Raw genomic sequence first — 20745 nt, forward strand, 5'->3', positions numbered from 1 at the left:
TATGCGCAACATCTTTTTGAGCCTGACCCTGACCGCCGCCGCCGTTGCTGCGGCCGTCCCCACCCACGCCGCGCAGGCCGACAGCGAGCACCCCAGCGCCAAGCGCGCCTTCAGCCTGCCGCCGTCGGCCGATCTGAGCTACACCATCAAGGCGCGCCAGAAGGGCATGGCCATAGGCGGCGATGCGCTGGTGCAATGGCGCCAGGGCGACGGCAAGTACAGCATCGCGACCGAGAGCCACGCCGGCATCTTCGGCAAGATACTGGAGAGCCGCAGCGAGGGCGCGGTGGACGGCTACGGCCTGGCGCCGGCCAGTTTCTACGAAAAACGCTTCCGCAAGGAGCCGACCACGGCCACTTTCAAGCGCGACGCCAAGACCATCACCTTCAGCAAGGGCGACGAGAGCTACCCGATCAAGGGCGGCGAGCAGGACCGCACCAGCGCGCCCTGGCAGCTGGCCGCCATCGCCCGCAGCGCGCCGGAGAAGTTCACGCCGGGCTCCGAGTGGGCCTTTTTCGTGGCCGGCCGGCGCGACGCCGAGCCGTGGGTGTTCAAGGTGCTCAAGCACGAGCCGGTGCAGACCGGCGTGGGCGAGGTGGAGGCGATCCACTTCAGCAAATCCCCGCCCAAGAGCGACCAGGGCCAGCAGGTGGACCTGTGGCTGGCGCCGTCGCTCGACTGGTATCCGGTGCGCATCCGCTTCGACGACGACGGCGACACCGTGGACCAGCTGCTCGACAAGATCACCCGCAAGTAGCTGGCCTGCCGCCCGCGCACGCGCAGGGCAGGCCGGGCATCGTCGCGCATCGGCGGACCGCCGATGGCGCGCGCATGACATGTTGCGTCCGCTCCACTGCGCGTCGGCGGCCTGTGCAGAACTGCTATACTGACGCCCCCCGCGAGCATTGCCTGCGCGGCGTGCATAAATGGCAACACGGAGCAGAATGATAGACATAATGGCAAATGCAGCCGGTGCTGCAGACGCAAACCCGACCGATCAGCAGGCGCAAGATGCGCAGGACGCCCTGCAGGCGCACTTTCAGCCGCACATCGCGGCCGACGAGATCGAACAGGTTTACCACCTGAAGCGCGCCCAGCCCCTGCTGCAAGTGTTCACAGCCCTGTTCCACGGCGGCTTTGACGGGGTCGCCGTGCGCCTGCTGGTGCTGCGCGAGCTGGCCTCGGACAGCGCCTCGTCCTCGTTTACGCGGGCGGACATCAACACGCGCCTGGCCTATCTGCTGCCGGAAAGCCTGGAAACGGTGCTGATGCGCCTGCGCACCAACCAGCTGCTGGCCTGGGACGCGCAGAACGCGGTCTACCGCGTCACGCCGATCGCGCGCAACGTGCTGTCGGCCATCGACAGCCTGCTCGGCATGAACCAGAACGAGGACCAGGCCGAAATGGGCTTCCTGCTGTCGCAGGTGGCCGGCGCCCAGGCCGTGGGCGGCGTGACCGTCGAGCAGCTGCAGCATTTGCTGGGCCGTCTGATGGACCTGACCGAGGAATTCCGCGACGCCATCGCCTCCGGTTCCGAATTCCGCCTGCGCGCCTCGCAGGACAAATGGCATATGGCCTGCGACTGGGTGGAGAAGGGCTCCGAGATCCTGCGCGCCATCACCTCCGACGAAAACGCCGACTCGGCCACGCACCGCGCGGCCCAGGCCATCGGCCGCGCCCAGAGCGCGCTGCTGAACATGCAGGGCATGTTCTCGCGCGCGCTGAACCAGATTGAACGCCAGCGGGTGCACCTGGGCCAGTCCGGCCTGTCCACCACCGACATCAAGCGCTGGCTGCTCGCCCATGAAGACCTGGCCCAGCTGGCCGAAGGTGCCATCGACCAGCCCGTGGTGCCGCTGTTTATTACTCCTGCCGAAATGATCGACGTGGCTGAAACCGAATTGCTGTCCGAACGCGCCGGGAACCTGGCGCCGGGCGGCCTGCCGACCGGGCAGGATGCGCCCACCACCATCAACGACGCCCCCGCCATGCAGAAGGAGCTCGACGACTGGCTCGAGCGCCTGTCCGACTTCGCCGCACTGGGCAACTTCCCGAGCGTGGCCGACGAGGCGCCGAAGGCGGTGCAGGCGCACGAATCGCTGCTGCCGGCCAGTTTCGCCGTGGCGTCCTACCGCGCCTCGCTGCTGCCGCTGCTGGGCGACCCGTCCGAGGCGAGCCTGCAAGGCGCGACCGCCGCGCTGGCCCGCCTGCCGATCTCCTTCAACCCGACCGACGAGATGGTGCAGCTGCCCGACCTCGAAGTGGCCGCCATGAGCATGGCGTCGCTGTCGCTGAATATAGACCTGAATTTAGAACCGGGAACCCAAGATGAATGACGATTCCCAGATCCTGATCGCGCGCCTGCTGACGCATCAGACCCTGAAGCGCGACGACCGCCTGGTCAAGCGCGTGCTGTCGGACGAACTGTTCCGCGCCGAAGTGGACCAGCGCCTGGCCGCCTGCGGCATGAAAATGCTGGACAACGTGTACGCCGACCACGTGACGCTGGCGCTGTCGCGCAGCATCGAACCCAAGGTGTTCGGCGCGCGCGACGTATGGCAGAACAATAATTTCGGCCTGGCGCGCGACGGCGTGGCCCTGCTGGTGGTGCTGTGGGCGCAGATCATCCTGCCCAAGCGCGAACGCCAGGAGACCCACACCCACGCCGAGGACGACCAGAACGACATGTTCGGCATCGACAAGCCGCTGCCGCGCGCGGAAGACAGCTCGATCGGCATCCCGTACAAGGCGCTGCTGGCCGACTTCGGCGACAAGCTGGGCAAGAAGACCCGCATGGACATGAACCTCGGCATCCTCGGCAAGCTCGGTTTCATCGAGCGCCGCGGCGACATCATCGTCGAAGGCCCGCTGCTGGACCTGCTGATGGACACCGACTTGCTCAAGGAGCGCATCATCAACGGCGCGCTGGCCGAAGTGTTCAAGCGCGCACCGGCGCAAGTGGTGCACATCCCGCGCGCCGCGCTGGCTGAAGCCGCCGCGTCCACCGCCGCCGAAAAAGCCGCCTTCGCGGAAGCGGCCGTGGTGGCAGAAGCCGCCGCCGAAGCCATCGCCGTGGAAGCCGACGAGGCCCACGCAGCTTCGGTGGAAGCTGCGGCGGCCCACGCTCAAGCCGATGCCCAAGCCGATGCCCAAGCCGATGCCCAAGCCGAAGCAGACGGCGACGCCAAGGCGGTCGCGCCATCCGATACCCCGAACCGAGACTAAGCCATGTTTCATATCAAATCGCTGGAGCTGGTCCATTGGGATTACTGGCAGCGCATCAAGAACATTCCGCTGGACGCCAAGATCATCACGATCGCGGGCCAGAACGGCTCCGGCAAGACCACCTTGCTGGACGCGCTGCGCACCCTGTTCGGCCTCGATTGCTCGATGGGCCGCACCTATAAGCACTACGCGCGCCACGCCGGCCAGCAGACCTCCTGGCTGCGCGCCGTGGTCGACAACAAGAACGTCGGCAAGCAGCTGTCGAACCGCCCTTTCCGCAGCTCCGGCTTCTTCTCCGACGACGAGGTGACGCTGTTCTGCCAGATCCAGAAAAACGGCGGCGACTGGAAGCGCCAGTACCTGATGCGTCCTGGGAATGTGCAGATCGAGGAAATCTCCGACGCCGCCAACGACTGGCTGGGCGTCGAGAATTACCGCAAGCGGCTGGCCAATGCCGGCCTGTCGCCGGCGATGGCCAAAGTGCTGGCGCTCGAGCAGGGCGAAACCGACAAGCTGTGCGAGTACGCGCCGCGCCAGTTGCTGGACCTGGTGTTCCAGGTCTTCGGCGACAAGGAAGTGCTGGACGCGTACGACGAGGCCAAGCGCCACCAGCGCGACACCGAGACGGAGCTGAAACGCTTCGAAGCGGAACTGGAAGGCTCCAAGACCAACCTGGAGGGTCTGCGCCTGCGCGTGGCAAACTACCATCAATGGGAAGGCCTGACCAAGGAACGCCGCACGCTGCAGGAAGAAGTGCTGCCGACGCTGGAATACCACGAGGCGCGCGAGAAGCAGTCCAGCATCACGCGCCAGCTGCGCGAAGCGCGCAAGCCGCTGATGCAGGCCGACCAGCAACTGGCCGACAAGCGCGCCCACGTCGCCGCGCAGGCGCAGGCGTTCACCGAGGCGCAGCAGCACGAGACCGTGCTGGAGCAGGAATCGACCGCGCTGCAAAGCCGCCTGAACTCCATCAACAGCAAACTCAAACCGCTGGACAGCCTGCTGGAGCAGAAGGCGCGCCTGCAGAAGCTGGCCGCCGATTCCGGCGCCGACATCGCAGAAGTAAGCGCGCAGCTGGAGCAGAAGGAAGCCGAACTGGCGCGCCAGAAGCTGGGCCGCGACACCATCTCCTCGCGCATCGCGCAGGACAAGGCGACCATTTCCGCGCTGCAGGGCAAGACCGCCATGCCGGAGCCGGACAACGTGCGCGCCATGCGCCGCGCGCTGAACGACGCCAAGATCAGCCACGCCATGCTGTCGGACATCGTCGAAGTGACGGATCCGAAATGGCAGGGCGCCGTCGAGGGCGTGCTGGGCGGCTACGCCTCGGTTGTGCTGCTGGATAAGTCCAGCGACGCGGCCGCCGCCTATCGCCTGGCGGAGAAGGAGCGCTATCGCCATTTCATCGTGCCGGACCTGATCACCGCGCCGAGCACCAAGGGCGACAGCCTGATGTCGGTGGTGAAGTTCTCCGACAAGGCGCCCGGCTGGCTGATCGAACAGCTGATGCGCATCACGCGCGTGGACTCGGTGGAAGAGGGCGCGCGCCAGGGCCATATCGAAGAATGGATCACGCCGGAGGCATACCACAAGGAACGCCGCGGCGGCCGTTCGCTGTTCGTCGAAGCTTCGCGCTACCGCTTCGGTTCCGCGGGCAAGTCGCAGCGCATGGAAGCGATCCTGAAGAACATGCCCGCGCTGGAAGCGCAGGAAGACGCGTTCACGCTCACCATCAGCAAGCTCGCCTCCGAAGTGAGCGCGTTGAAGGGCCGCCTGGCCGGCGTCGACGCGGCCAAGGAACTGAGCGCGCGCCAGGACGAATTCGACGAAGCGGCGCGCAGCTCGGTGCCCTTGAAAGCCGAGCGCACCGAAGTCGGTTCGCGCCTGGGCGAGCTGCAAGGTCTGATCAAGAACGCGACCATCGCGCGCACCCGCGCCGACACCACGTGGCAGAACGCGCGCTTCAACCTGTCGGAGTCAGAAGCCGGCCTGCGCCTGAACCACAAGCGCGTGATCGAGCAGCGCGCCGACCACGCCAAGGCGCTGCTGGCGCTGCGCCGCCAGTGGCGGCACATGCCGTACAACTGGCGCCGTCCGGCACGCCGCGCGCGCCTGGTGGCCGAATACGTCAACGCGCACCAGACCATATTGCGCATCCACAGCCTGGAAGCGAGCCTGGCGCGCAGCGACTGGGAACTGGACGCGACGGTGATCGACCAGTACGCGCGCCTGAACGACCAGCTGCAGAACCGCCAGGTCGAGACGGAAGAGCGCCGCTACCAGAACAACCGCGCCATCGAAGCGACGACGAACGCGCGCGGCGCCTACATCGAGCGTTTGCGCTATACGATCAAAACGTACAGCAAGAACATCAAGGAGCTGGGCGAACTGGCGGGCATCGAGGTGCATTCGGACCCGGTCAAGCTGGAGAACGACGATTTGCAGCTGTCGCAGGCCGGTTTGCACGTGCGCTTCAAGTTCGACGGCAAAGGCCCGATCGGCATGAACGACGGCGAAGCGTCCGGCGGCCAGCAGGTGATGAAATCGCTGGTGCTGCTGATTGGCCTGCTGAAGTCGGAAGACGGTTCCGGCGGCTTCGTGTTCATCGACGAACCGTTCGCCCACCTGGACATCCGCAACATCCAGCTGGTCGGCGAGTTCCTGAAGAACACCGAAGCCCAGTACCTGATGACGACGCCGCTGACCCACAACACCGACGTCTACGACCCGTCCGAGCTGACGCTCATCACAAGCAAGAAAAAGAAGGACACGCAGTGGGCCCAGCCCATCTTCGTGCTCCAGCGCCGCACGCCGGACAAAGCCGCCGCCTAAACCGAACCCCGCCGAGACGCGGGGTTTTTCATATAGTCATTTCGGATGAAGACACCTGCGCTGTATTTCCCCACCCTGGACGGGCTCCGTTTCTTCGCGTTCTTCCTGGTGCTGCTGCACCACTTGCCGCCCTCGGCAAGTCCGCTGCTGCGCCTGTTCCAGGAGCAGGGCTGGGTCGGCGTGCATGTCTTCCTGTTTCTGAGCGCCTATTTGCTGACCGCCATCCTGCGCGCGGAGTGGCAGGCAAGCGGCGGCATATCGGTCAGAAAATTCTATATGCGGCGCGCCCTGCGCATCTGGCCCTTGTACTTTGGTTTCTGCGTCGCGCTCTTCGCGCTGACCTTCATCCCGCGCACGATCCCGGTCCCGCATGGCGACTGGTTCCGCTTCCTCGGCCAGATGCTTTTTGTCGACAACATCATCAGCGGATTCCGGGGCTACGGCGACATTCCGTTTACGCCGCATTTGTGGACCATCTCGCTGGAAGAGCAGTTCTATCTGTTCCTGCCCCTGATGCTGGCAAGCTTCCTCGCCAGCTCGAGGCGCCTGGTGTCCGGCCTGCTTGCCATCTGGCTGCTGTTTCTGGGCGCGCGCCTGGTGATGATGCTGAACCAGGCGCCGCATCCGATGATCTGGACCTCCATGGTGAGCGCCGACTCGCTGCTGCTGGGCACCTTGCTGGGCGCGTTGCGGCCGGTGCTGCCCGATTCTGTCCCGGTTCGCATCGCGCTGCTGGCCGGCGGGACGGCGGCGCTGTTCGGCGGCATGTGGTTGACGCCGATAGGCGTGAACGGCATCCACCAGGTCTACATCTACACCGTCACGGCCTGCGGCGCGGCAGCCCTGACCATGGCGGCGTTGCATGAGCCATGGCTGGGCTTCCTGGCGAGCCGCCCGCTGCGCTACCTGGGGAAAATTTCCTACGGCCTGTACGTCTTCCACTTCATGGGCATCGAAATCGGCCGGCGCGTAGCCGGGAAGCTGGATGGCGGCTGGTGGGTGCAAGCCATCGCGGCCCTGCTCGCGACCATGTTGTTGTCGGTGCTGTCCTATGAGTTGTTCGAGCGCCATTTCCTGAAGTTGAAGCGCAAGTTCGAAACGGTCCGGTCCCGTCCGGTCTGATTCGATCCGCCAGGGGCACCGCGCCGCGAAATGCCGAATTAGATTGACATCGGCGTCCCTGTGGTCTTTAATTTCTGTAATAACAGAAATAAGGAAAATGTCATGGAACTGACTCCGACCATGCAGAAGTACATCCTCCACTGGGGTGAGATGGGAACCCGCTGGGGCGTGAACCGGACGGTGGCGCAGATCCATGCGCTGCTGTTCCTGGCGAACGCGCCGCAGACCGCCGAGGACATCGCCGAGACGCTGAATGTGGCGCGCTCGAATGTCAGCAACAGCCTGAAGGAGCTGCAAAGCTGGGGCCTGATCAAGGTCAGCCACGTGATGGGCGACCGGCGCGACCATTTCCTGGCGCTGCAGGACGTGTGGGAGATTTTCCGCATCATCATCGAGGAGCGCAAGCGGCGCGAGATCGATCCGACGCTGACGGTGCTGCGCGAATGCGCCATCGAGGCCGAGACGGACGCCGCGCTGGAGGCGGCCACCAGGGAGCGCATGAACAAGGTGCTGGAGTTCATGGAGATGCTGGGCACGACCTACAACGACTACAAGAACCTGCCGCCCGCGACCATGCTGCGCTTCCTGAAAATGGGCGGCACGGTGGCGCGCTTCCTCGGCTCGGACGACAAGGACAAATGACCATGAACACCTCCAATTCCGATCTCATCTCCTTCAGCGCGCGCAAGCAGGGCGTCCTGCTGACCGGCGCCACCGGTTTCATCGGCCAGCGCCTGGTGCCGGCCCTGCTGCGCGAAGGCCACGATGTGACCATCCTGACGCGCTCGCCGGCGCAGGCTGCACAGCTGTTCGACCGCGCGGTGCGCTGCATCGGCAGCATGGACGAGCTGCCTGCCGCGCACCGCGTCGATGTTGTCTTCAACCTGGCGGGTGCGCGCATCCTGGGCTGGCGCTGGACAGCGAAGCGCAAGGCGGCGCTGCGCCGCAGCCGCATCGGCCTGACCGACAGCGTGGTGGCCTGGATCGCCTGGGCGGAGCACAAGCCGCGTCTGATGCTGTCCGCGTCGGCCATCGGCTTTTACGGCGTGCAGGCCATGGGCGACCTGACGCCGCTGACCGAGGAGGCGCCGCCGCAGGCTGTCTTCATGTCGCAGCTGTGCCAGGAGTGGGAGGCCGCCGCGCGCCAGGCGGAGCGGCATGGCGTGCAGGTGGCATGCCTGCGTCTTGGACTGGTGTTTGGTGCCCAGGGCGCGCTGCCGATGATGCTGTTGCCGATCAAGCTGGGCATGGGCGGGCCCATGGGCGGTGGCCGCCAGCGCATGTCGTGGATACATGTCGATGACGTGCTGCGCGGGATGGCGCACCTGTGGCGTTTGAGCGAGAGCGGCGAGCACGGCGGGAGGGTGCAGGCCGCCTACAACTTCACGGCGCCGGAGCAGGTGTCGCAGGGGGAGTTCAGCAAAATCGCTGCGTGCCTGGCCGGCCGGCCGAGTTTCATGCCGACGCCGGGCTGGCCGCTGCGGCTGCTGCTGGGCGAGCAGGCGGACCTGCTGCTGGAGGGGCAAACGGTGGTGCCGGCACGCTTGCTGGCGAGCGGCTTCGCGTTCCGCCATGCCACGGTGAAAAGTGCGCTGGCCGGGCTGCTTTAGTTACCCCAGCCTTACCCCAGCCTTACCCTGGCCTTAGTCCAGCTCTTTCGGCTCGGGCAGCGGTTTCTGCGCGCGGCGCCAGCGTATCATGCCGATCGAGTAGGCGGCGCAGTAGCCCGCCAACAGGCCCAGGACCACGGTGGTGGCCGGGCTCTGCACGAATTCGGTTTGCGACATCAGGTTCGGTGTTTCGACGCGGCTGATCATGTACAGCTCCAGGCCGCGATACAGCATGCGCGCCGCGAACAGCATGAACACGATGATGCCGATGCGCAGATTGGGCGTGAAGAAGTAGCGCCGCCCCACGGACTCGAAGCGCGTACCCTTCAGGCCGAACACCCCGAGCCACGCGCCGCCCAGCGCGCCCGCCGCCAGGCAGGACAGGCCAAGCTCATTGTCCAGCATGGACAGCGCCAGCCACGCCAGCAGCACCGGGAAGGCCACGGCCGACAGCCAGTGCCGCCACATCTGCGATTCCTGCCGCTTCAGCATGTATTTCAGGCGCGAGTAGATGCGCCATACCAGCAGCGGTACGAGGACGAGCAGGGCGATCGTGGTCATTTCCATAGGGTTCTCAGCGCGCAAAAAACACGATTGTAAAGCAAGCCCCGGCCAGGGCGGCGGCAGGCACCGTCCGCGCAACAGTTGATATCCGCCGTCGATTGACTTTCAAGCTGGCAATACTCACTATGGCTGCTTCGCCGACTTGCCACCCGAGAGAACCATGACCATTCGAAATCCTCTGCTGCCGCTGGCTTTGGGCTTGATGGCCGCATCGCCGCTGGCCGGCGCCCAGAGCGGCGGCTACGCGCTGCCGCCCGCGCCGCTGCAGGCCATCGTCGACGCGCCGCGCGCGCCGATGCTGTCCCTGAGCCCACAGCGCAACCTGCTGATGCTGGTGTCGCAGCCGGAGCTGCCGAGCATCGCCGAGGTGGCGCAGCCGGAGGTGAAACTGGCCGGTCTGCGCATCAATCCGCGCACCTATTCGGCCAGCCGTTTCACCTTCGGCACCGCGCTGACGCTGCTCGACATCGAGACCCGTAAGGAAGCGAAAATCGCCGGCTTGCCGCGCGAGCTGCGCGTGGCCGACCTGGCGTGGTCGCCGGACCAGCGCTACCTCGCCTTCACCCGCATCAGCTACGGCGTCGACGATGGCAAGGGCGCCGGCAAGGATGCTGGCGTGGAACTGTGGCTGGTGGACGTGGCGGCGCGCAGCGCGAAGAAGCTGCTGGCCCAGCCCTTGTCGGCGGTGTTCAGTCGTGGCTTCCAGTGGCAGCCGGACGGCAAGGGCTTGCTGGTGCAACTGCGTCCGGCCGGCCTGGGCGCGCCACCGGTGCCGAGCGGCGTACCGTCCGGTCCCGCCGCGCAGGACAGCCAGCCCGGCGCCGGCACGCGCCAGCTGCGCACCTATCCGGACCTGCTGAAGAACGAGGACGACGCCAGGCTGTTCGAACACTACATCACTTCCCAGCTGGCGCTGGTGGACCTGGGCGGCAAACTGCGGCTGATCGGCAAGCCGGGCCTGTATTCGCGCGCTTCGCTGGCGCCGGGCGGCAAGCACCTGCTGACCGCCAGCATCGCGCGGCCGTATTCCTATGTCGTGCCGGTGTCGAGCTTCGGCGAGCGGATCGAGGTGCGCGAGCTGGACGGCAAGCTGCAGCACACGGTGGCCACGTTGCCGCTGCGCGAAGGCCTACCGCCGGGAAACGACGCGGTGCGCACCGGCCCGCGCCATATCGGCTGGCGCGTCGATGCGCCTGCCACGCTGGCCTGGGCCGAAGCCCAGGACGACGGCGACCCGGCCAAGGCGGCCGAGGTGCGCGACATCGTCTACACCCAGGCCGCGCCGTTTACAGCGCCGCCGGCGGTGCTGGCCCGGCTGGCCTCGCGCTTCGCAGGCGTGGCCTGGGGCCGCGGCGACGTGGCGCTGCTGGGCGAGCGCTGGATCAAGACCCGCGCCGTCAAGCAGTGGAAGATTGCGCCGGACCATCCGGACAGCGCGCCTGAGCTGCTGTACGAAGGCTCGGCAGAGGACCGCTACAGCCACCCCGGCTCGCCGGTGATGCGCGCCGACGCGGCGGGCTTGCCGCGCCTGCTGATCGGCCCGGACAATTCCATCCTGCTGGATGGCCCCGGCGCCTCGCCGGAAGGCGACCGCCCCTTCATCGACCGCCTCAACCTGGTCACGAAGCGGAAGGAGCGCCTGTTCCAGAGCAGCGCGCCGTATTACGAGAACGTGGTGGCGGTGCTGAACGAGGACGGCACCAGGCTGCTGTCCACGCGCGAGTCGCCGACCGAGCGCCCGAACTTCTATGTGCGCGAGCTGGCGCTGCAAGGCGACGCCCAGCTGACCGCGCTGACGCATTTCCCCCATCCGCTGCCGCAGTTGAAGCACGTGCAGAAAGAGCAGATCCGCTACCGGCGCAAGGACGGCGTGGACCTGACCGCGACGCTGCTGCTGCCGCCGGACTACGATCCGAAGCGCGACGGCCCGCTGCCGATGCTGATGTGGGCGTATCCGCAGGATTTCAAGTCGGCCGCCGCGGCCAGCCAGACCACCGGTTCGCCATACAAGTTCAACGCGGTCAGCTACTGGGGGCCGGCGGCCTTCCTGGCGATGGGCTACGCGGTGCTCGACAATCCTTCCTTCCCCATCGTCGGCAGCGCCGGGCAGGAACCGAACGACACCTATCTGGCGCAGCTGGTGGCCGACGCCGAAGCGGCGGTCGACGAGGTGGTGCGGCGCGGCGTGGCAGAGCGCCACCGCATCGCCATCGGCGGGCATTCCTACGGCGCCTTCATGACCGGCAACCTGCTGGCGCATACGCGTTTGTTCAAGGCCGGCATTGCGCGCAGCGGCGCCTACAACCGCACGCTGACGCCGTTCGGTTTCCAGTCGGAAGACCGGCCGTTCTGGAAAGCGCAGGAGGTGTACCAGGCCATGTCGCCGTTCAACAACGCCGACAAGATCAAGGACGCGCTGCTGATGATCCACGGCGAGCAGGACAGCAATTCGGGCACTTTTCCGATCCAGAGCGAGCGCATGTTCCAGGCCATCAAGGGCCTGGGCGGCACGGCGCGGCTGGTGATGCTGCCGAACGAGTCGCACGCCTACCGCGCGCGCGAGTCCATCATGCACATGCTGTACGAGACCAACGCCTGGCTGGAGAAATACGTGAAAGCGGCCCAGCCGTGAGCGTGCCGCGCCGCTGCCGAGCGGCGTAGAATAGGGTGCCATGCTAGTGTGGTGCAGCACCACACTGGTGTATTCTTTTCAACCCCGAAGGGAGTGAACCATGGCCCCAGATCTCATCCACGCCCACCGCGCGCCGGACCCGGCGCCGGTGGACGAACCGGTCCCCGAGCCGCAGCCGGCCCATCCGCACCACCATCCCGAGCCGCCCGTGCCGCAGGACGATCCGGTGCCGGACCACAACCCGAGTTGATCAGTCGAAGGCCCAGGTGTAGAGCACGTCGAGCGCGTTGTTGGTGCCGGTCTGGAATTGCAGCGTGATGCGCGGATTCAGTTTGTAGCGCAGCTTGACCAGGCTGGTGGCCGTGCCGGCGCCCTGCTCGAAGCTGAGGTAGGCGCGCGACGAGAGCCGCTTGCCGACCGTGACCACGGTGTTTTCCAGCCCTTTGGCCTGCGAACTGCCCGCCGCCTGCCCCACGCCCAGTTCGTCCAGCCCCAGCTTGCCGGCGATGCCGCCGCCGCTGCCGCCGAACAGCGCCCCGGCCGCCGTTCCCAGCAGCGCCATCTCGTTGCCGCCCGCGTCCGCGATGCCGTGGCCGAGCACCAGCCAGGCCAGCTCGTCGCTGTCGGGCACGGACGGCGTCGACACCAGCTTGGCTTGCGGCGCCAGCGCCGTGCCGCGCACTTCCACGCCCGCTTCCACATTGGTCTCGCTCAGCTGCTCGCCCTCGGGGCGCTTGCGCACGGCCAGGATGTTGAGGCCGGGATTGTCGTAGGCGCCGGTGAAATTGAGCACGCCGCGCTCGATGCTGAGCTTCTGGCCGTAGGCCGCGTAGGTGCCGTTGTCGACGCGGATGCTGCCGGTCACGCGCGGCGGCCTGCGGTCGGCGATGCGCAAGGTGAGCGTGCCCGCCAGGTCGGCATCCAGTCCTTTGCCCTTCAGGTGGAACTGGTCGCCCAGGTTGGCTTCGAGGTTGACGCTGAGCGGCATGGCTTGCGCGGCGGCGCTCATTTTGCCGGGCGGCTTGCCGCGTCCCAGCACCACCACGTCGTCGCTGATGGTGGGACTGTTCTCGGAGCCGAGTTCGATGCTGGCGCGGTCCGCCTTCACTCTGCCGTCCAGCTGGAAATGCTGCTGGTCGCGCACCAGCGTGCTCTGGCCGCTGAGCACCAGCGTGCGGTCGGGGCGGGACAGCACCAGAAGCTTGTCGGCCACCAGCTTGAGCTGCATGGTCGCTTCGGCGTTGGCGAATTTCACCCAGCCGTCGGCTTGCGCGTGGCCTTGTTCGCCGTCGAAGGTGAGCTTTTGCAATTGCAGCTGGTCGCCCGTCAGTTTGGCTTGCAGCTGGCCGTTGCGCAGCTTGATGCCTTGCTCGGCCCAGTTGACCACCAGTTTCTCGCCCGCGATGTCGCCGTTCAGCAGCGGCTCGCCTATGGTGCCGCTGGCGCTGGCGGCCACTTTCAGGGCGCCATCCAGCTCGAGGCCGAAGATGCCGGCCAGCGGCGCCATCCAGGCGATGGAGGGCATGTCGACATTGCCCGTCATCGTCAGCGCGCTGCTGTTGGCGATGCGCCCGTTGTGCAGTTGCGTGGTGGCGTCGACGCGCGCTTGGCCGGCGCGCGTGCCTTCCAGGTTCAGTTGCGAGCGCAAGGTGCCGTTGACGACGTCGGTGCGCACTTCGAGTTGGCGCAGGCCGAGCGGAATCGGTTTCTCGCCGCTGGTGACAGTGATGTCGCCTTTCTCGCGGTAGACGCGCAGCATGCCTTCGACGCCGGGCAGCGCGGTTTGCCTGGCGTCCGGGGCTGGCGTTGTTTGCGCCTGCGCGTGCGGCGCCTGCAGGTCCAGTGCCCAGGCTGCGCCCAGCGTGAGGTCGCTGACGACGTTCTCGCGCCACACGTCGGACAGTTGGGCGAGGTAGCTGACCGGCACGCCGGCCGCCGAACCTTTGCTGCGCCAGCGCGGGCCGCTCTTTTCCAGCGTGTCGATGCGGATGCTGCCGTCGGGTAGCTTGATGACGGCGTTCGCCAGCGACAGCTGTTCCGGTTTCGCGATGCCGGCGGCGCCGCTGCCCGCAGCGCCTGCGATGCGCAGTGCGGCGGGGGCTTGCAGGGTGAGTGCGTAGCGGCCCTTGTTCTGCAGTGTGTCTATGGTGCCGCTCCAGACGTTGTCGTCGGCGATGGTGCCGCCGGCGACACCGGCCTTGCTGCTGCCGCCGTGGACTTTGACGAGCGCATCGAAGCTGGGATTGCTGGCGCTGAGTTCCATCGCATGCGCGGCGCGGGTGCCGCTGGACTGGAAGCGCGCCTTGTCGATGGTGAGGCCGGGCGAGGAATAGGCTGTCAGTTCGACGCTGCTGGCGAGCGGGTCGGCGCCGCCCTGGCCGGAGCCGATGCTGGCGCTGGCCTTGATGGCCTTGATCTGGTGCTGCGTGAACAGGCGCAGATTGGCGCCGTCCATGCTGAGGGCCAGCGCCGGCTGCGTCATGGTGCCGGTCAGCGTGCCGGCGCCGCGCAGCGCACCGCCGAAGCCCGCGCCCAGGGCATTCAGTTGCGGCGCGTCGAGCTGCCAGTCCAGCCGGTCGCGCGCATTGCCGAAGCCGCCCTTGGCCTGCAGGCTGTTGGCGCCCAGGTGCAGGTCGATGTCGGCATTGTCGACCCTGGCCTTGCCGGCGCTCAGTTTGGCGTAGCCGGACAGTGCCGCGCCGGACAGCGTGGACGGCTGCAGTTTCAGGTCCAGCGCCGCGCGCCAGTCGGGCGCCAGCCGGGCGCTGCCGCTGAAGTCTGCACTGATGCTGCCCGCCGCGTAGGGGCCGAAGGCGGCCGGGTTGAAACGCTGCGCGCTACCCGCCACCTTCATTTCGGCGTGCTTGCCGGCCAGCCAGACTTCGCCGGCGGCATGCAGCACGCTGTCCGGCACCGGGCGCTTGGCGGACGCCAGGCCGAGGCCTTTGGCGTCGGCTTCGAAGGTGCTGCGCGGTGCGGCGTAGCTGCCCGTGGCGACGCCGCTGGCCGCCAGACTGCCTGTCAGGCCGCCGCCTGCGGCGGACAGTTGGCGTGCGTCGACGCGCCAGCTCAGCTTCTCGCCCGGGGCGCCAAAGCTGCCGCGCACGTCGACGGTGTTCTGGCCGAGGGCGAGCTTGGCGTCCACGCCGCTGAGGTGGGTCGCATCGGCCTGCAGCTTGCCGGCGCCGGACAGCGGCTGGCCCAAGTAGCGGCTGGCGCCCAGTTTGAAACTGGCGGCCGTCTGCCAGGCGGGCAGCAGTTTGCCGCTCGCCTCGATGTCGCCGTTCAGGTCCGCCGCCGGCAGCGCGCCCAGCGCGGACGGGTCGAAGCGGACGATGCTGGCGCTGGCTTTGAAGGGCTGCTGGTCTTTCAGGCTCGCTTCGCCGCTCAGGTTGACGCTGCCCTTGCCGACGGTGACGCGGGCCTGTTTGACGCGCAGCAGGGCGTCCGCCAGCGTGGCTTGCGCTTCCAGGCGCAGCGCGGGCACGGCGCGGAGCGTGGCCGACGAAGCGGTCGACGAAGCGGTCGACGAAGCAGCCATCGAGCCCAGCAGATTGACCGTCACCGTTTGCGTTTTCCCGGTGCTGCCGACATTGATGTCGCCGGCGATCCTGGTGGCGTTGATGCCGCCATGGATGGCGTGCAGGTCGAGCCGGTCGGTGTGCAGCTGGAAGGTGGCGGCGTCGACGCCGCCGTCCACGGCCACGCGCTGGACGCGGCCGCCGCCGGCGAATTTGCCTGCCGCGCCCAGGTCGATCAGCACCTGCTCCACGGTGGTGGCGGTGAGCGTGCCGCCCAGTTGCCCGCTGACGCTGCGCAGCGGCACGCGGTGCTGGTCGAGCGCGCCGGGCTGGCCGTTGTTCAGGATGGCGAGCTTGCCGCTGACGGCCTGGTTGGGTGCGATCGTCGCCAGCACTTGCATGCTCAGGTCGGCCTGCGGCCAGGCCGGATCGAACAGCGCCGGATTGATGCCGCGGCCCTTGATATCGGCCGCGCGCAGGATGATGGCGTCGAACGGCGCCAGCGTCAGCTTGCCGTCGCCGCTGGCGTTGCTGGATGTGCCTTGCGCCGTCAATTCGATCAGCGACAGCTGGCCGCCTGCGGTCAGCGCCAGTAGCGCAGGCTTGGCGCCGGCTGGGATGCCCGTCGTTTGCGTCAGGCTGGCTTTGGCGTCCAGTTTGAAGGGGCGCTGTGCGCCTATGGTGCCGTCCAGCGCCGCGCGGCCGAGCTGGGTCATGGCGCTGGCGTCGCGCACGCGCCAGGCCTTGCTGTCGCCGTCCAGTTTCAGCCGGATGTCGTTGATGACGGTGCCCGTGCCGGCGGCCGTGTCGGTGGCGGCCAGCAAGGTGAGTTTGCCGAGGCGCGCGTCGGCCACGCTGAGGCGGAAGGGGGGCGCCAGCGTATCGGGCAACTTGGCCGGTTCGCCTTCCTTCAGCGTTTGCGACACCGCGCTGGCGATATGCAGTTCGCTGATGGCGATGCCTTCGCTGAAGTACTGCAATGGCGACCAGTCGATAGTGATGTCGTTCGCCGTCAGGACGCTCTCGGGCGTGCGGTGGACGATGCGGTCGATATGCATGCGGCCGTACAGCGAGCCGCTCACGCCGGTGGCGACGATCTGGCCGCCGCTGGCGCTCGCCACGCGCTGGACGATTTGCTGCAGCGTGGACTCGCGCCCCAGCAGCCATACCAGGCCGGCCAGCAGTGCAAGCAGCACCGCCAGCACGGCCAGGGCGCGGCGCAGCCAGCGGCGCTGCGGCCGGCCGCCGCTGTCGCCGTTGCCGCCGCCGCTGCTGCCGTTACCGCTGCCGTTACCGCCGCCGTTGGCGCCCCGGGCGCCGCCGTTGCCCTGGCCGCCCGGAGGGCCGCCGTCGCCGCCTGGCGCCGTATTGGTGATCATCGTTTCGGTCATCAGAAAGTGAACCCCAGTGAGAAGTGCAAACGCGCCTTGCCTGTGGCGTGGCCGTATGCGGCATCGACGTTGATCGGTCCGACCGGGCTTTTCCAGCGCGCGCCAACGCCATAGCCGGACTTCGGATGCAGGCCGGAGAAGGAGTCGGACGCGTTGCCGGCGTCGTAGAACACGGCCGCACCCCACGCCGGCTTGAACCAGTACTGGTACTCGGCGCTGGCGGTGGCGAGGTAGCGGCCGCCGACCGTGGCCTCGCCCTTGCGCACACCCAGCTCCTGGTAGGCGTAGCCGCGCACGGACTGGTCGCCGCCCGCGCGGAACTGGTAGGTGGCCGGCACGCCAGCCTTGTTTTTGGACGCCAGTGCGCCCAGTTCGCCGCGCAGTATCACCGTGCTCTTGCTGCCGAAGGGCAGATACCACATGGCCTTGGTGCTGGCGCGGATGAAGGGTTCGTCCGTCAGCAGCGGCAGCAGCGCGCCGCCGACCTGCCAGTTCACCACGTGACCCTTGCTCGGGAACAGAAGGTTGTCGACTTTCCTGCGCGTGACCGAATACGTCAGCGGCAAGCTGGTGCTGCGGGTGGGCGGCTGGCCCGCCACGGTCTTTTGCTCGGTCAGCAGTTCCACGCCCAGGCTGCGCTCGAGCAGCGGCGTGCCCCAGGCGCGCTTGGCGGAGACCGTGAAGACGGTGGTTTCCTCGCCTTCGATGTCGCTGCGTTCGAAGGCGCCGCCGAAGCTGTCGCTGTAGCCCTCGGGCGTGACGGGGAAGTAGAAGTCGCCGCGCGCGGTCTGCTTCTTGGTCTCCAGCGTCAGCGCGCTTTTCATCTTGAGGCCGAAAATGGCCAGGTCGTCGTAGTTGAGCTGTGCGCGGTTGCCGGTGTTGGTACTGAAACCGAGACCGGCGCTGACGTTGCGGCGCTTGTTCTCGACCACCCGCACCAAGAGGGGCAGCGGCGGCATGGGCGTTGCGGATGCGGTGGCGGCTGCCGAAGCCGGCGCATCGGCATCGGCCTGTTTCCCGGCGGCGGCTTCGAGCTGCTCGCCGAGGACGGCGCCGAGGTCGGCGCTCACTTCGACGCTGGCGAAGTAGCCGGTGTCCTGCAGGCGCGACTGGTAGGCCTGCAAGGCTGCCTCGCTGTAGTACTCGCCGGGCTTGATCTGGTTCAGGTTGGCGACGATGGAGGCCGGATAGCGCTTCAAGCCTTCAATGCGCAGCTCGCCGAAGCGCAGTTCGGGCCCACTGTCGAGCACTACGCGCAGCGCGGCGCTGTGCTGCTCGGGATCGACCGTGGCCAGGCTTTCGCTGAGCTGGGCGCGCGGATAGCGGGTCTGTACAACCTGGCGCAGCAGGCCGCGCTTGGCCTGCTCCCACGCGTCCTGGCGGAAGACGTCGCCCTTTTGCAGGGTCCAGCCGGCTTTCAGCGCGGCGGTGTCGAACGGCGCTTCGCCGCCGGTGCGAAAGCCTTGCAGCACGATGTCGACGCTGCCCACGCGTACCGGCTCGCCGGGCTGCACGTCGACCACCACGGTGGGCGTGGCGGTGGGATCGATGCGGGTGCTGACCAGGGGCGAGTAGTAGCCGGCGGTGGCCAGCAGGGTTTTCACCTGCTCGGGCGCGGTGCGCGCCATGCGCTGCAACTGCTCGCGGTCGATGCGCGGATTGCCGCGAAAACGCAGCAGGTCGAGGTTGTCGGTGAGGAGTTGTTCCAGCGGCCCGGGCGCGTTCACGCGCACGTTGTACTGCAAACCCTGGGCCAATACGGCGCAAGGCAGGGCTGCCAAGGCGAGCAGGGCCGCGGCCGCGGCACGCATGCCCATTACATTTGTCATGAGTTGTGCCAAAATTCGAGGTCCTGCCGTTTTTTTGATGTGATGAAGCTAGCCAGTATCGGGCATGTTACCGGATAGCGTCAAAAGATGGCGTACCACTAAGATTTATTGAAGGCAAAGAAAAATGATAGCTACGATCGCCACCGACGCCGCGCTGGTCCTGTTCAGCGGCGGCCAGGATTCCACCACTTGCCTGGCGTGGGCGCTGGAGCGCTACAGCCGGGTCGAGACGATCGGTTTCGATTACGGCCAGCGCCACGCCATCGAACTGACGGTGCGGCCGCAGGTGCTGGCGCAGCTGCGCGCGCACAAGCCGGAGTGGGCGGCGCGCCTGGGCGAGGATCATATGGTGGACTTGTCGGTGATTTCCGCGCTGTCGCACACGGCCATGACCGAGGACATCGAAATCGTCATGCAGGCGAACGGCCTGCCGAACACTTTCGTACCGGGGCGTAACCTGATGTTCATGACGGTGGCGGCCACCCTGGCCTACCGCCGTGGCCTGAATGTGCTGGTGGGCGGCATGTGCGAGACCGATTTCTCGGGCTACCCGGACTGCCGCGACGACACCATGAAGGCGCTGCAGGTGGCGCTGAACCTGGGCATGGACACCCGCGTGAAGCTGGAGACGCCGCTGATGTGGCTGGACAAGGCGCAGACCTGGACCCTGGCCCACGCGCTGGGCGGACAGGGCCTGGTCGACCTGATCCGCGAAGCCACGCACACCTGCTACCTGGGCGAGCGCGGCGCGCTGCACGACTGGGGCTACGGCTGCGGCACCTGCCCGGCTTGCGAGCTGCGCGCGCGCGGCTACCGGCAGTACGCCGGCAGCGCGACAGTCTGAATTACTTCTGCTTGCGGCGGCGCACAGCCGCCAAGCCCGCCAGGCCCAGGCCGAAGATGGCCAGCGTGCCCGGTTCCGGCACGGCGCTGCTGTTGACGGCGATGTTGTCGATGGCGAGCCAATTGTTGGTATTGCCCTGGATGGTGAAGCTGCTAAGCCCGGCGAACCCGCTCAGCGCATACTTGGTGAAATCGTTCCCGATGGCGATGTTCATGTTGGCGGTGCTGTTGAGGGCCAAGGTCGTCGAGATGCTGCCGCCGTTGCTGAAATATCCCGTCAACACGGCGTTCTGGACGTAGCCATCCCAGTCTTTAAGGTCCAGGCTTTGCACGGAGAATGGTGACGCAGTCTGGCTGCTGATGGTCATCTTGTTGCTGGTCATCATGAAGTCGGTGCCGTTATACGCACGGGTGGTCGTGTCGGTGTTGTTGCCGTACGTCGAGGTGATAAAGAGAAGGTTGGACGTCGATTGGAGTTTGAAGCCGTCCACGGCCGCCGGCGCCGCATTGCCGAAATTGGTGTAGGTGGTGCCGCTGCCGCCGTAATACACGCTCGAGTTGCCTGCCATATTGGTGCCGGCCAGGCCGTCGGCGGTGATCACGGTGGCGTTGGCTGGTGCGGCGGAAGCGATGGAGACGAGGGCGAGGGCGGCGGTAAGTTTGACGATGTACACTGTAATTTCATTGTTTGGATTCAATATATGTTAGATATAAGCAAGTTTCGTTCCAGAAATATAAGTTTTTTATAATCAAGAAGTTGGCGCAAGGGAGGGTAAAACTCGACTGTGGTTGTAAAGTTTTCCGACACTGCCCGCTGTGCTTTCCGTGCCGCGACTTGGTGCAGCAGGCCGAGGTCGCGGCGTTCTGGTCGGACCCGATCCGCGGCGCCAGCGGCCACATCCTCGGCGCATTCGCCATCTGCCATTGCGAGCCGCACAACCCCAGCCTGGCCAACCCGGCGATGATGTAGCAGGCTTCGCTCCTGTCGGGTATCGACGTCGAGCAGGCCCAGGAGGCAGTCGCGCTGCGCGCCGGCGAGGCGCGCTTCCGCGGCAGGACGACAACGCGCCGGTGGCGCAGCTGCGCGCGCAAGCCGGAGTGGGCGGCGCGCTGCACGACTGGGGTTATGGTTGCGGCACCTGCCCGGCTTGCGAGCTGCGCGCGCGGCTACCGGCA

The 20745-nt window shown here is 66.9% G+C and carries 14 protein-coding genes and 1 pseudogene; 11 read left to right on the forward strand and 4 right to left on the reverse strand.

Annotated features, from left to right (window positions below):
* Position 1: 1 nt before the first annotated feature.
* From ACSQ8Y_RS27395 to ACSQ8Y_RS27425, 7 genes and pseudogenes are all read left to right on the forward strand, one after another.
* Positions 2–757: a DUF3108 domain-containing protein gene (locus ACSQ8Y_RS27395; protein ID WP_436269536.1), complete on the forward strand. Its 756-nt coding sequence runs from the start codon at positions 2–4 to the stop codon at positions 755–757.
* Between the two features lie 199 nt (positions 758–956).
* Positions 957–2336: a hypothetical protein gene (locus tag ACSQ8Y_RS27400; protein WP_436269537.1), complete on the forward strand. Its 1380-nt coding sequence runs from the start codon at positions 957–959 to the stop codon at positions 2334–2336.
* Positions 2329–3051 (forward strand): annotated as a pseudogene (locus ACSQ8Y_RS27405) (hypothetical protein); the annotation flags it as partial. The gene ACSQ8Y_RS27400 and the pseudogene ACSQ8Y_RS27405, both read left to right, overlap by 8 nt.
* A 177-nt stretch (positions 3052–3228) precedes the next feature.
* Positions 3229–6057, forward strand: coding sequence for an ATP-binding protein (locus ACSQ8Y_RS27410; protein ID WP_436269538.1), 2829 nt, complete (start codon positions 3229–3231; stop codon positions 6055–6057).
* Positions 6058–6102: 45 nt separating this feature from the next.
* Entirely contained in the window at positions 6103–7179 is a 1077-nt protein-coding gene (locus tag ACSQ8Y_RS27415) for an acyltransferase family protein (protein WP_436269539.1), read from the forward strand.
* Positions 7180–7281: 102 nt separating this feature from the next.
* Positions 7282–7821, forward strand: coding sequence for a GbsR/MarR family transcriptional regulator (locus ACSQ8Y_RS27420; RefSeq protein WP_436269540.1), 540 nt, complete (start codon positions 7282–7284; stop codon positions 7819–7821).
* A gap of 2 nt (positions 7822–7823) precedes the next feature.
* The gene (locus ACSQ8Y_RS27425) at positions 7824–8789 is read left to right on the forward strand and encodes a TIGR01777 family oxidoreductase (protein ID WP_436269541.1); all 966 of its coding nucleotides are present in this window, start codon (positions 7824–7826) and stop codon (positions 8787–8789) included.
* A 33-nt stretch (positions 8790–8822) separates the two neighbouring features.
* Here the strand turns inward: ACSQ8Y_RS27425 and ACSQ8Y_RS27430 are convergent, their stop codons facing one another.
* A complete protein-coding gene (locus tag ACSQ8Y_RS27430) occupies positions 8823–9356 on the reverse strand; it encodes a hypothetical protein (RefSeq protein ID WP_436269542.1) in 534 nt (177 codons plus the stop codon).
* A gap of 157 nt (positions 9357–9513) precedes the next feature.
* Between ACSQ8Y_RS27430 and ACSQ8Y_RS27435 the strand changes: the two genes are divergently transcribed.
* Complete coding sequence (locus tag ACSQ8Y_RS27435) at positions 9514–11985, forward strand: prolyl oligopeptidase family serine peptidase (protein WP_436269543.1); 2472 nt, start codon at positions 9514–9516, stop codon at positions 11983–11985.
* Between the two features lie 100 nt (positions 11986–12085).
* Positions 12086–12235 carry a hypothetical protein gene (locus tag ACSQ8Y_RS27440; RefSeq protein ID WP_436269544.1) on the forward strand — a complete coding sequence of 50 codons (150 nt, stop codon included), beginning with the start codon at positions 12086–12088 and terminating at the stop codon, positions 12233–12235.
* Here the strand turns inward: ACSQ8Y_RS27440 and ACSQ8Y_RS27445 are convergent, their stop codons facing one another.
* On the reverse strand, positions 12236–16897 hold the full coding sequence (locus ACSQ8Y_RS27445; protein WP_436269545.1) for a translocation/assembly module TamB domain-containing protein: 4662 nt from the start codon (positions 16895–16897) through the stop codon (positions 12236–12238).
* Positions 16897–18726, reverse strand: coding sequence for an autotransporter assembly complex protein TamA (locus tag ACSQ8Y_RS27450; protein ID WP_436269546.1), 1830 nt, complete (start codon positions 18724–18726; stop codon positions 16897–16899). The genes ACSQ8Y_RS27445 and ACSQ8Y_RS27450 overlap by 1 nt, the downstream gene beginning before the upstream one ends.
* Before the next feature lie 124 nt (positions 18727–18850).
* Between ACSQ8Y_RS27450 and queC the strand changes: the two genes are divergently transcribed.
* Positions 18851–19570 carry a 7-cyano-7-deazaguanine synthase QueC gene (gene queC / locus ACSQ8Y_RS27455; protein WP_436269547.1) on the forward strand — a complete coding sequence of 240 codons (720 nt, stop codon included), beginning with the start codon at positions 18851–18853 and terminating at the stop codon, positions 19568–19570.
* A 1-nt stretch (position 19571) separates the two neighbouring features.
* Here queC and ACSQ8Y_RS27460 read toward each other — a convergent pair whose 3' ends face one another.
* Complete coding sequence (locus tag ACSQ8Y_RS27460) at positions 19572–20243, reverse strand: PEP-CTERM sorting domain-containing protein (RefSeq protein ID WP_436269548.1); 672 nt, start codon at positions 20241–20243, stop codon at positions 19572–19574.
* A 161-nt stretch (positions 20244–20404) separates the two neighbouring features.
* On the opposite strand from ACSQ8Y_RS27460, the gene ACSQ8Y_RS27465 reads away from it, so the two are divergent.
* Positions 20405–20539, forward strand: a complete 135-nt coding sequence (locus tag ACSQ8Y_RS27465) for a hypothetical protein (RefSeq protein ID WP_436269549.1) — start codon at positions 20405–20407, stop codon at positions 20537–20539.
* The last annotated feature ends 206 nt before the right edge of the window (positions 20540–20745 follow it).

Source organism: Pseudoduganella sp. LjRoot289 (genome assembly GCF_964252925.1).
GTDB lineage: Bacteria > Pseudomonadota > Gammaproteobacteria > Burkholderiales > Burkholderiaceae_D > Rugamonas.